The organism is Planktotalea sp. (genome assembly GCF_965659345.1).
Classification (GTDB): Bacteria; Pseudomonadota; Alphaproteobacteria; order Rhodobacterales; family Rhodobacteraceae; genus Planktotalea.
This window is the reverse complement of record NZ_CBFHVK010000011.1, coordinates 136562-148354: the sequence shown is the minus strand read 5'-3', so window position 1 is coordinate 148354 and position 11793 is coordinate 136562. Positions and strand designations below refer to the sequence as shown.

Below are 11793 nucleotides of genomic sequence, written 5' to 3'. Positions count from 1 at the left end.
ACTGCTCATGTCCGCGAGCTATCACGCTGGATTCACACAGTGAATCCTACAGTGCCCGATTTGTGCAACAAAGCCACCAAGGGTACGTAAACTGGAGGTTCTAGCGTTTTAGCACCATCGATAACTGCGGCGAAAAAGAACCAACCATAATACCCCCCAATCCACAGTATTCCTAGTGTGGTGGCGACTATGATTATTCCTAGGACAAAATTGAGTGCACTACTCAAACATCCAACTCCTCAACAAACTGCGCGTTGTCCTGAATATACTCGAACCGCTTCTCAGGCTTCTTGCCCATCAAACGCTCCACCAGATCACTCGTCTCGCCCGGTTCATCCTCGTCAATCGTCACGCGGATCAGCTTGCGGGTCGCGGGGTTCATCGTGGTGTCTTTCAGATCCTTTGCGTCCATTTCGCCCAGACCCTTGAAGCGGGATACGTCAATGCGGCCTTTGCCGCCGATGCCTTTCTCCAGATGTTCGTTCTTTTCCATCTCATCCAAACAATACACCCGCTTGGCCCCTTGCGTGAGCCTAAACAAAGGTGGACAGGCCAGATACAAATGGCCCGTATCGATCATCGGGCGCATTTGGGTGAAGAAGAACGTCATCAGCAGCGCCGCGATATGCGCGCCATCGACGTCCGCGTCGGTCATGATGATGATCTTGTCATAGCGCAGATCATCGACGTTGAATTTGGTGCCCAGCCCAACGCCAAGAGCTTGGGTGAGATCGTTAATCTCTTGGTTCGTACCGATCTTGCCAGAGGCGGCACCGAGCACGTTCAAAATCTTACCGCGCAAAGGCAAAAGCGCTTGGGTCTTGCGATCGCGCGCCATTTTGGCCGAACCGCCAGCCGAGTCGCCCTCGACGATAAACAGCTCCGTGCCCTCGCGGTTGGTGGCGGAACAATCGACGAGCTTGCCGGGCAAGCGCAGCTTCTTGGTCGCTGACTTGCGCGCGGTCTCTTTTTCCTGACGGCGGCGCAGGCGTTCCTCTGCGCGTAGCACCAAGAAGTCCAAGATCGCGCCCGCAGATTTCGTATCCGCCGCCAGCCAGTTGTCAAAGTGGTCGCGCACCGCGCCCTCGACAAATTTTTGCGCTTCGACCGTGGCGAGGCGGTCCTTGGTTTGGCCCACGAACTCCGGCTCACGGATGAAACACGACACCAACGCGCAGCCGCCTGTGATCAGATCGTCGCGGGTGATCGACGCTGCCTTTTTGTTGTTGGACAGCTCACCGTACGCACGAATGCCTTTGAGGATCGCCGCCCAAAAACCCGCTTCATGCGTGCCGCCTTCGGGCGTGGGGACGGTGTTACAGTAGGACTGGATTAAGCCATCGCGCGAGGGGGTCCAGTTGATCGCCCATTCCACTTTGCCCGGCGCGTTGAACTTCTCTTTGAAGTCTACGACGCCCGCGAAGGGTTTTTCGGCGTAGGTGGAGGCGCTTCCGAGCGATTCTGTGAGATAGTCAGACAAACCGCCGGGAAAGTGGAAGGTCGCACTTGTTGGCGTTTCCCCGTCGTCGATCTCTGATTTCCAACGGATTTCAACGCCTGAGAAGAGGTAAGCTTTGGAGCGGATCGATTTGAACAAACGCGCGGGTTTGAACCGGTGCGCGCCAAAGATTTGCTCATCCGCATGGAAGGTCACAGTCGTGCCGCGCCGATTGGGGGCTGCTCCGACTTTCTCGACGGGTCCCAAGGGGATGCCGCGCGAGAAGCGTTGCTCAAACAGTTCTTTGTTGCGCGCGACCTGCACGACCATGCTGTCGCTCAGAGCGTTCACAACCGACGCACCAACACCGTGCAAACCACCGGACGTCTCATAAGCATCGCCAGAAAACTTACCACCCGCGTGCAGGGTACACAGGATCACCTCAAGCGCGGATTTGTCGGGGAACTTGGGGTGTGGATCAATCGGAATACCGCGTCCATTGTCGCGAATGGTGATCGCATAATCACTGTGCAGCTCCACCTCGATCCGGCTCGCATGTCCCGCGACCGCTTCGTCCATGGAGTTGTCGAGCACTTCCGCCACGAGGTGATGCAACGCACGCTCATCCGTGCCGCCGATGTACATGCCGGGGCGTTTGCGCACGGGTTCCAGACCCTCAAGCACCTCAATCGAGGACGCATCGTAGTCAGTCGGCTCTGCGCCGGTCAAAAGATCGCTCATTGGGGGCCTGCTCTTCTTGGTGCGAGTGTTGGCGGCTAGTATGACAGAGCGCGGGCAGGGGGGGAAGATGTGTTCCTTGATCTGTGCAACCCGTTTCGCCAAGGTGCAAAGATCGACATAAAGGAATGGGCGCATATGACTTGGATCACCACAATCAGTTATGAGTCCGCGACAGGCAAGTTGCGCAAGCTCTATGATCGCGTCAAAGGGCCTGACAACAACGTCGATAACATCATGCTGTCGCACTCGCTGCGCCCTCACTCGATGGAGGGGCACATGGCGATGTACAAGTACTGCCTGCACCACTCAGGGAACACGTTGCCGAAGTGGCATCTGGAGTGCATCGGCGTCTATGTGTCGTCTTTGAATGGCTGTGACTATTGTGTGGAGCATCATTTCCAAGGCATGCGCCGTTTGGTTAACGATGACGCACGTTCTTCTGCTCTGCGCTTTTCGATTGAAGCGGACGCGATTAGGGGTGCCCCCTTAGATGCGCGCGCGATTGCAGGTATGGCAAACGCGCGCAAGTTGACGGTTGATCCCGTGGGTGTTGTTGAAAGCGATATTATAGCTTTGCGTGACGCTGGGCTAGTTGATGGGGAGATCTTGGAAATCAACCAAGTGACGTCGTATTTCTGCTACGCTAACCGCACAGTTTTGGGGCCGGGTGTTAATACTCAAGGCGACATCATAGGATTGTCCCCGAATAACTCGGATGATCCGAACGATTGGGGGCATCGTTAACAAGAACGTCTTTTGACGCCTCAAACCTCCGCTCGAGACCGCACCAAGTTTCCCAAAAGGGCCAGTGTTTCATGACCAAATCTCTACCGCAACGCACGAAAAAATATTGCTCCCGCACCAGCGTTTCCGAAATTTGGGAGCGATTTGAGCAGCGCGCGAGCGATGTGTTCGTTTGCACGCCTCCCAAAAGTGGCACCACTTGGATGCAGACCATTTACGGCATGTTGATCTTCGATAATCCTGCGGTGAACCCTGGCAATGGCACGACCACGCGCTGGCTCGATAGCGGATTCAACGATCAAGACGTCTTACTGGCCGAGCTTGAGGCCCAAGCCCACCGTCGATACATCAAAACGCACACGCCGCTCGATGGGATTACATATGACGAAAACTGCACTTATTTGGCGGTGTAGCGTCACCCGATTGATGCGTTTTTCTCTGGACTGAACCACACGAAAAATATGAAAAAGGAAAGCACCTCTCGTTTGTTGACCTTAGACGTCAATGATGGGTTTCAGACATGGCTGCATCAATCCCATTCGTTGAGCGAAGACATTGGTAACTCATTGGAAAGCGTCGTTGTTCACTACCAAAGCTTTGCGAGTTGGAGCTCACTCCCCAATTTACACGTCTTTCATTATTCGGGTATGACGCGCGATCTGCGACGCACTGTTTCCACTGTGTCAGAGGCATTGAATTGTGGCCATTCTGATGCGCTGCTCGACGCCATCACATCCCCCGCGACGTTTTCCAATATGAAAAGCGACGCCGCCAAATACGCGCCCTCCGCGGATCGTGGCATTTGGAAGGACAACGCCCAGTTTTTCGAGAGTGGCACGAGCAATAAATGGGAAGGTGTTTTGAGTGATACGAGCCTGTCGATGTATCGAGACCGGATGAGTGGTCTTTTGGAGCCTCGTGATCAAGCGTGGCTTGAATTTGGGTCATAGGGGTATGGTGCAATTGATCAATACAAGTTCTAAAGAGGCATCGCTAAGTGATATGCGATGTTTGCTGCTTGATTATATCAATTGATGAAACAGTCTGGGGTGTAATTCTATGGGCTTGATCCCATTAAACCTGCTACTTGCCGTTCCTCTAGCGCTGACACCATTTTTCATATCTCGCTCATATCGACCAGACGTAAGCAGGCGCGCAAGTATCCTAATGTTTGGGCTTAGCAGTTTGGCATTGCCGGGATTGTACACACCACTTGTTCTTCTGCTGTGCTGGATCAGCGAGCGCAATTGTTATACTTTTTTTGGCGGATGGGAACTGCTTGCATTGTCTGTGTTGACCACGCCAATTTCAATCGCGATCATTTTCGTTGTTCTATTGGTTGGTAAAAAGTGTGCGATTAGATATTTGCAAAGGCCTAATCGGTGATAGAGCGATTGAGGGGAAATGCATCGTTTGTGCTCTCAACCAAACGCACAGGTTGCTATCCGACCCACCGCCGCAGAACCTCAGCAACCTCACCAGCCCGCTGATGCAAGACCCAATGATCCGCGCCCTCAATTTCGTGCACCTCTAGATCAGCCGCAAACGCCTCCAACCCCGCACGCGAGACAGGCAAAAGCGCGCTATCGTCCATTCCCCAAATCAACAAATGTGGGCATGTCACCTGCAAACGCGAGACATCCATCTCCGCCAACTCCACAGGCTTCCCCGGATCAGCCACCACCAATGTAGACGCGCGATACCAGTTGATCATCCCTTTCAAACGGCCCACGCGACCCCACTCTCGCTTGTATTCCGCGAGCTTCTCACCAGTGAGCCAACTCAAATCCATATGCGCTGAGAAAAGCTGCAAAAGCTTGCCGAAGTCATCTTTAGCTAAATAGTCTTCCGACCCCTCACGACGCAGAGCATTGATGTATTGCGACGCTTCTGATTGCGCACCACCAGAGGCCATCGCTTTCTGAAACGGCACAGGGTGCACGCCATTCACGATGATCAAACGCGACACGAGTTCGGGAAAGAACATCGCCAAACCATAGGCCACAGACGCCCCCCAATCATGCCCTATCACTGTCACAGGCGCGCCGAGTTGTTTGGCCAACTCCGCCATGTCAGTGGCGAGAATACCTGTGCGGTAGTTCTCGACACCTTCAGGGCAATAGCTTTGCCCATAGCCACGTTGATCGGGAGCAACGCAGTAGAATTGATCTTGCAGCTCTAGTGCCAGTTCTTCCCAAGCCCCTGAATATTCGGGAAACCCATGCAGCATCAGTAAAGGGGGAAGAGATGGATCGCCCCATGTGCGCGCGAAGAACTTTTCACCGTTCAAAGTATACCAGCGCGGCTCCATGGGGCGTTCCTTTTTGTTAAGGCTTAGTTGCCAGCATCCAACGTTTCAAACTTCAGACCCGCCGCCGTGCGCGCTGGGAAACCTTCCCAATAGGTGTGCGCGTCCGTCTGTTTGCCCGCATCATCCAGCGCTGTGACGCCCTCTGCTGCGTTCTCGATCAGATCGAGGTAGGCCGCTTTGCTGTCGTCGCCTTTGAGATGCATGTCCATGAAGGCCGTCGCGAAGTGCTGCGCGATGTTGTTCATGCGTGTGTTATCCCAAACCGCATCCGCATAGTGTTCGAACGGTGCGAAATCCATGCCCTCGACCATCTGGTAGCCTTCTTTTGGCGATGGCATCGGTGCGGCTGCGTTGTGGTTGGCGTTCTCGAACGTCAACAAATGGCGCTTTGTGCCAGTTGTTTCGGTAAAGATCGAACGCAGTGCAGAATAAGCGGAGACGTCATCCACAGAGCCTGCCATCAACATCAGCGGCTTGGAGAACCCCGCAAGACCATCTGCAGACCAGAAGCCCGTGTTCTTGCCCCAAGGCGCGATGGAAATGATCGCTTTAACCTTGTCATTCGGCATGCTTGCATGGCTCTGTGAGCCTTCCAAGTGACGCGTGAGCAAGCCGTTCGGCGTGCCCCAAGGATATTCTGTCGAGGCTTGGGTGACACCCGCACCACCATAAATCAGCGCGCCGTAACCACCCATTGAGTAGCCAATGACGCCAACGGTATCGCCGTCGATGATTGCTGCAAGTTCAGCTGATACACTGCTGAAATCAGAAAACGTTTCAACCACAAAGTCCTGATCCAACGGACGGTTCAACAAGGTTGACCCAAACGCGTTTTGATCCGCATAGGTGCTGTCTGTATGATCAATCGAAACCGTCACATACCCTTTAGAGGCAAGATTTTCCCCCAGATGTGACATCAAAAAACGGTTGCCAGGATACCCATGTGAAATCACGATGAGGGGGAAGCTTCCTTCAGCAGCAGGTGCTGCATCGCGCACCGCTTGGCCTTCAAGGGCGACTTGCACCGAAGCGGCGCGCAGGTTGACGCCCTCATAAGTGCCACCAGCCTCGACGCCATCCGCCGCAGGGTACCAAACTTCAACTGTCAAAGGGCGGTCATATGTCGGCGCATTGTCGGCGGTCGTGTTCACGATATCGATTTGGCCCGGGTTGCTGAGCTCGAATGTGCGCACACCAACCACGTACTCCCCATAGGCCGCGAGCGCGGGCGCGTCGGGCCTGATCGTATCAATTCGGTTTTCAGCCATAACAGGTCCAACCGTAAGGGCCACTGCGGCAGCCGCTATTGCATGTTTCATTCGTCATCCTCCCAGACATTTAGCGTTATGCCTGTATCGTGCCGCTGCACACCAACGGGTCAAGCACTACGCTACGGAAGATGACATTTGTCGCCGCGTTAACGCGCGCCCTTAAAGAAAGGTGCGCAGGTCATCCATTACGGGCTCAAATTGCGCAAAGCTCTGCTCAATAGCTCCGACAAGGTCGCTTTGTGCGTTTGCATGATCTTGCCACAGCACAAGCGATTTACGGCGCAACAACTCTGCGCGCGGATGATCACTGCCAAAGGGTGAAGGCACGCGCTTGAGTTCGGGTTTTCCATATGTGGCACCCGCGTTCACAGCTGCATCCAAACGGGTTTGTAGCGCATCACCCTCGCGCTCACTGACCCAAGCGCGCCAAGCGCTCTGTTGGGCTTTGTCAAACGACATCAAGCCAGCACCCGTACGCACATATTCACCTGCAATTCCAAAGAAATAGACCGGTTGCGTGCCATTTCCTTGCGGGCTCCACATCATATGCAGATGCAAGCTGTAGGGCGTCTTGTCCTTAGAAAAGCGCACATCACGATTGGCGCGAAACAGCTTTGTTGTCACCGTTTGATCCAGCATCGCACCCAGCTTGGGTGCAATCGTCTCCAAAAGCAACTTTGCAGGTTTTTTCAACTGCGTTTCATAGCGCGTTTTGTTTTCGTTAAACCAGTCACGGTTATTGTTCTGTGCGAGTTCGCCGTAGAACGCGCGCGCGTCAGATATCAACGTCTCAAATGGTTGGCTCATGTGGGTGCTCGTTCTTTTGGGGTACAATATTTGTTAAAAGGACGCTTGCCGCCTTTGTGCGCTTGGGTCAATGCTAAGGAGATGAACACGAACACGAAATCAACTCAAATGCCCAAAAGCCAGCATGCCAAAGCGATCTTGTCGCTAGGCTTGCCCCTTATTGGCGGGCACCTTGCACAATTTTCCATCGGACTGACCGATACGATTATGATGGGGTGGTATTCTGTTGAAGGTTTGGCGGCGGTTACACTCGCCAGCACATTCTTTTTCGTGCTCTTTATTTTTGGCTCAGGGTTTGCCCAAGCTGTAATGCCTTTGGTTGCCAGTCAATTCGCAGAAAATGACGATGTTCAAATGCGCCGCACCACGCGCATGGGTCTTTGGATGTCTTTTGTTTTTGCGCTTGCGGTTATGCCCTTGTTCTACTTTTCAGAGGGCTTGCTTTTAGCACTTGGTCAAACACCTGAATTGTCCGCGCAGGCGCAAGGGTATCTGCGTATCGCTGGCTGGGGTGTCATTCCTGCACTTGGTGTGATGGTGCTAAAATCCTACCTCGCCGCGCTGGAGCGCACGCAAGTCGTGCTTTGGGTGACGCTGATTGCTATGGTTGTAAATGGTTTCGCCAACTACGCACTTATTTTTGGCAATTGGGGCGCGCCCGAACTCGGGTTGCGCGGCTCTGCGATTGCCTCACTTGGGGTGCAAATTCTGTCGCTTCTGGTCATTGCAGGTTATGTGCTCTGGGCGCTGCCACACCATAAAATCTTCGCGCGTTTGTGGAAACCTGATTGGGATGCTTTCTTTCTTGTGGGGCGGTTGGGTGTTCCGATTGGTTTTACGATCCTTGCCGAAGTTGGTCTTTTCGCGACGTCCACTCTGATGATGGGGTGGCTGGGCACCATTCAGCTCGCGGCTCATGGTGTGGCGCTGCAACTCGCGAGCCTCACCTTTATGATTCACCTTGGTCTTTCAAACGCAGCAACGGTGCGGTCCGGAAACGCGCTGGGGCGAAAGGACCCCGATCATCTGATGCGTGGTGCAAAGGTGGTCATCGCCATGTCTTTACTGATCGCGTTTCTGACGATTATCGTTTTCGTTGTTATTCCTGAACCGCTCATCTCGGTCTTTTTGGACAGGGATGAACCCAATCGCGCAGAGATTATGGCGATTGGAGCCGTGTTACTTTTGATGGCGGGTATCTTCCAATTGGTAGATGCGGCGCAAGTCATGGCGTTAGGGCTATTGCGCGGTCTGCGCGACACAAAGGTCCCGATGAGCCTCGCAGTCTTTAGCTATTGGGTCGTTGGCGTGCCGTGCAGCTACCTATTTGGCTTTGTCTTCAAATATGAAGGGGTTGGTGTCTGGGGCGGCTTGGTGGTGGGCCTTGCTGTGGCCGCAGTCTTGATGACGGAACGGTTCTTCCGATTGGGGCCATCTCTCGCGCGAAAAGGCGTTTAGCGATCTCTCATCAAGCGATCGGCTTTCTTGCGCACCAGAACGGAGCGCAAATCATGCATCGCTAAAAGCAGATCATCCGTTACCGCCTCTAACTGTTCATCCGTAGCTTTCGCTTGCGCCCATTGCGACGTGAGGTTGAGATAATCCACAGCGCGCAGAATATCATCGATATCGCGCTCTGCCAAAAGCGCTGTGCGTTCTTGCATCCAAGTATGGATTTCGTCCAGATCGCGTTCGCTCAGGACGCGGTCACCTTGCGGCTTTATCTCGCCATTGCGAATGTTGACGGCCGCGATCTGATCCATATCGATACGGCGTTGACGGTTCTCGGTGTCCACGCGAAACACAAGCGCGCCGTTTTCGCGCACTCGAAAATAGTAATCAGGAAGTTTACCGGACATAAAAACCTATAGCGTAGAAATACCTATGTAAGCGTAGCACAGAATGTTTGTATGCGCTTGCAGGCTTCTGTCAATGCATCATCAGATGTGGCGTAGCTGACACGAAAATTGGGAGAAAGGCCAAAGGCTGCTCCAAATACAACCGCAACTCCTGTATCTTCGAGTAATTTAGTGGCAAAGATTTCATCGTTTTCAATGACTGTGCCATCTGGCGTGCTTTTTCCGATCAAACCACTGATCGATGGATAAACGTAAAATGCTCCCTCAGGCACCGGACACTTCATGCCGTCAATCGAGTTGAGCATCTCAACAACCAAGTTACGTCGGCGGACGAACACCTTATTTTTTTCTTCCAAAAAGTCCTGTGGCCCATTTAACGCCTCAACCGCTGCCCATTGGCTAATCGTACACGGGTTAGAGGTGCTTTGGCTTTGGATCTTGCGCATTGCGCCGATCAACTCTTTCGGACCTGCCGCATAGCCAATCCGCCACCCCGTCATGGCATAGGCTTTAGAGACGCCATTACAGGTCAACGTACGTTCATACAGACGCGGTTCGATCTGTGCAGGGGTGAAGAATTCAAAGTCATCATACATCAGATGCTCATACATATCATCCGTCATCACCCAAACATGCGGGTGGCGCATCAAGACATCCGTCAACTCTTTCAGCTCTTCACGGTTATACCCCGCACCGGTTGGGTTTGACGGTGAATTAAAGATAAACCACTTCGTGTTTGGCGTGATCGCTGCCTCTAGCTGATCAGCGGTGAGCTTGTAGTTCGTTTGCGACGATGCACTTGCGATCACGGGGGTTCCGCCCGCAAGCAGGACCATGTCAGGGTAGCTCACCCAATAGGGTGCAGCGATCACCACTTCATCGCCTGGGTTCATCGTCGCCATCAGCGCGTTATACAGGATTTGCTTGCCGCCCGTACCGATCGAAACTTGATCGGGGGCATAGCTCAGCGCGTTGTCGCGTAGAAGCTTTGCGCAAATCGCCTGCTTCAGTTCGATGATCCCATCCACAGCAGTATATTTCGTTTTACCCGCAGCTATTGCGGCAGCGGCGGCATCTTTGATGTTCTGTGGGGTGTCAAAATCAGGCTCGCCTGCACCAAGGCCGATCACATCGCGCCCGGCAGCTTTCAGCTCTTGCGCTTTCGTCGTCACAGCGATCGTCGGTGATGGTTTTACGCGTGAGAGTGTCGCAGAGAGGAAAGTCATGGTGCGCTCCGAATTGTAATCTGGCCTCATTCCTCTTAGGGTGGAGCGCGCGCGCAAGCAAGCGTTCTAAAGCAATCACATAAGGTTAAACCAATGGATGATATCGACGCATTGAACGCAACACCGATGACGACTGACGATATGGCGGCCGATGATTGGTATGGTCCTGATGCAGCCACCTTCGGCGATCGGCTTGCGGCTGCGCGCGAGAACGCGAAAATGACCCAAGCTCAAATGGCGCGCCGGCTTGGTATCAAGGCAAGCACTCTGAAAGCATGGGAGCAAGACCTCTCAGAACCACGCGCCAATCACCTCTCGATTATGGCAGGCGTTTTGAATGTCTCCATGATGTGGCTGATGAACGGTGAAGGGGAAGGGCTTGATGCGCCCAATGCGGATGCCGCGGTAAGCGAATCTGACCTTGGTGAGTTGTTGCGTGACATGCGCGATTTGCGCGTGACGATTAATCAATCCGCTGAAAAACTTGGCCGTCTGGAAAAACGCCTGCGCGGCGCATTAAAGTCAATCTAATGTCTGAAACACCTGAATCCCGCATTAAACGTCTCAAAATGCGCTCCATGCGCCGTGGCATAAAAGAGATGGACATCATTTTGTCTGCCTATGCAGATGATCATCTGAGCGACATGTCTGAAGCGCAAATATCACTTTATGATGCGCTTTTAGAAGAAAATGATCAGGACCTTTATTCGTGGGTAACCGGGCAAACCACGCCCCCAGAGCGCTTTGCAGCTATGTTGTCTCAAATTGCAAAGACATTTCAAAACTGATTGGCGACCAACTTTAACGGAATATTTGCAAATTTGTCTCATCTTGCTCCGTGAGCAGAATATCGGAGAAGCCAATGAGCATGCACAGTCTTGTCGAGTCAGAGTTGAAATCTGGGCCAGAGTTGAAAACAGGGTCAGACAAAGGGTTTATAACGGGGTATCTAGAAGCGCTTGCGCTGGTTGAACGATTGCACAGGCTGTTGCTTGATGTGATCAAAGATGAGTTCGAACGCGTCAACATGTTAGAGATAAACGCAGTTCAGGCGCTGTTGCTCTTTAATATTGGCGATAACGAAGTCACCGCGGGTGAGCTGAAATCGCGTGGCTACTATCAAGGATCGAACGTCAGCTATAACCTGAAAAAGCTGGTCGAAATGGACTTTATGCATCATCAGCGTTGCGAAATTGACCGCCGCTCGGTTCGTGTGAAACTAACCCCCAAAGGGCGTGAAGTCCGCGATATCGTATCGGAACTGTTTGAGCGTCACGCAGAAGGATTGCAAAGCAAAGGTGTGCTTGGTCCAGAGGGCTTGATCGAAATTACGGGGTCGCTCAAACGGATGGAGCGATATTGGACAGATCAGATCCGCTACATTTACTAGGTATGC

11 protein-coding genes and 1 pseudogene are annotated in these 11793 nt (G+C 53.1%); 6 read left to right on the top strand and 6 right to left on the bottom strand.

The features are described from left to right. Positions 1-223: 223 nt before the first annotated feature. On the bottom strand, positions 224-2179 hold the full coding sequence (gene parE, locus ACTG3Z_RS11060; RefSeq protein ID WP_439143123.1) for a DNA topoisomerase IV subunit B: 1956 nt from the start codon (positions 2177-2179) through the stop codon (positions 224-226). Positions 2180-2314: 135 nt separating this feature from the next. Between parE and ACTG3Z_RS11055 the strand changes: the two genes are divergently transcribed. Both ACTG3Z_RS11055 and ACTG3Z_RS11050 read left to right on the top strand, forming a co-directional pair. After that, positions 2315-2923: a carboxymuconolactone decarboxylase family protein gene (locus tag ACTG3Z_RS11055; RefSeq protein WP_439143129.1), complete on the top strand. Its 609-nt coding sequence runs from the start codon at positions 2315-2317 to the stop codon at positions 2921-2923. A 71-nt stretch (positions 2924-2994) separates the two neighbouring features. Next, positions 2995-3873 (top strand): annotated as a pseudogene (locus tag ACTG3Z_RS11050) (sulfotransferase domain-containing protein). A gap of 491 nt (positions 3874-4364) precedes the next feature. On the opposite strand, the gene ACTG3Z_RS11045 reads toward ACTG3Z_RS11050, so the two are convergent. The 3 genes from ACTG3Z_RS11045 to ACTG3Z_RS11035 all read right to left on the bottom strand — a co-directional run bounded on the left by ACTG3Z_RS11045 (position 4365) and on the right by ACTG3Z_RS11035 (position 7312). Then, positions 4365-5234 carry an alpha/beta fold hydrolase gene (locus tag ACTG3Z_RS11045; RefSeq protein ID WP_439143122.1) on the bottom strand — a complete coding sequence of 290 codons (870 nt, stop codon included), beginning with the start codon at positions 5232-5234 and terminating at the stop codon, positions 4365-4367. Between the two features lie 23 nt (positions 5235-5257). Beyond that, complete coding sequence (locus ACTG3Z_RS11040) at positions 5258-6553, bottom strand: alpha/beta hydrolase family protein (RefSeq protein ID WP_439143121.1); 1296 nt, start codon at positions 6551-6553, stop codon at positions 5258-5260. Between the two features lie 111 nt (positions 6554-6664). Further along, on the bottom strand, positions 6665-7312 hold the full coding sequence (locus ACTG3Z_RS11035) for a TIGR02453 family protein (RefSeq protein WP_439143120.1): 648 nt from the start codon (positions 7310-7312) through the stop codon (positions 6665-6667). 81 nt (positions 7313-7393) lie between these two features. Between ACTG3Z_RS11035 and ACTG3Z_RS11030 the strand changes: the two genes are divergently transcribed. Further along, positions 7394-8770 carry an MATE family efflux transporter gene (locus tag ACTG3Z_RS11030; protein WP_439143119.1) on the top strand — a complete coding sequence of 459 codons (1377 nt, stop codon included), beginning with the start codon at positions 7394-7396 and terminating at the stop codon, positions 8768-8770. Here ACTG3Z_RS11030 and ACTG3Z_RS11025 read toward each other — a convergent pair. Together ACTG3Z_RS11025 and ACTG3Z_RS11020 are read right to left on the bottom strand one after the other, a co-directional pair. Beyond that, positions 8767-9171, bottom strand: a complete 405-nt coding sequence (locus ACTG3Z_RS11025) for a hypothetical protein (protein ID WP_439143118.1) — start codon at positions 9169-9171, stop codon at positions 8767-8769. The two genes, ACTG3Z_RS11030 and ACTG3Z_RS11025, sit on opposite strands and share 4 nt — an antisense overlap. A gap of 23 nt (positions 9172-9194) precedes the next feature. Beyond that, positions 9195-10397 (bottom strand): pyridoxal phosphate-dependent aminotransferase, encoded by a 1203-nt coding sequence (locus tag ACTG3Z_RS11020; RefSeq protein ID WP_439143117.1) that lies wholly within the window; start codon positions 10395-10397, stop codon positions 9195-9197. A 93-nt stretch (positions 10398-10490) separates the two neighbouring features. Here ACTG3Z_RS11020 and ACTG3Z_RS11015 point away from each other — a divergent pair, with 93 nt between their 5' ends. From ACTG3Z_RS11015 to ACTG3Z_RS11005, 3 genes are all read left to right on the top strand, one after another. Then, the gene (locus ACTG3Z_RS11015) at positions 10491-10928 is read left to right on the top strand and encodes a helix-turn-helix domain-containing protein (protein ID WP_439143116.1); all 438 of its coding nucleotides are present in this window, start codon (positions 10491-10493) and stop codon (positions 10926-10928) included. Next, complete coding sequence (locus ACTG3Z_RS11010) at positions 10928-11185, top strand: succinate dehydrogenase assembly factor 2 (protein WP_439143115.1); 258 nt, start codon at positions 10928-10930, stop codon at positions 11183-11185. Before ACTG3Z_RS11015 ends, ACTG3Z_RS11010 begins: the two co-directional genes overlap by 1 nt. Before the next feature lie 80 nt (positions 11186-11265). Continuing rightward, positions 11266-11787 carry a MarR family winged helix-turn-helix transcriptional regulator gene (locus tag ACTG3Z_RS11005; RefSeq protein WP_439143128.1) on the top strand — a complete coding sequence of 174 codons (522 nt, stop codon included), beginning with the start codon at positions 11266-11268 and terminating at the stop codon, positions 11785-11787. Positions 11788-11793 lie beyond the last annotated feature (6 nt).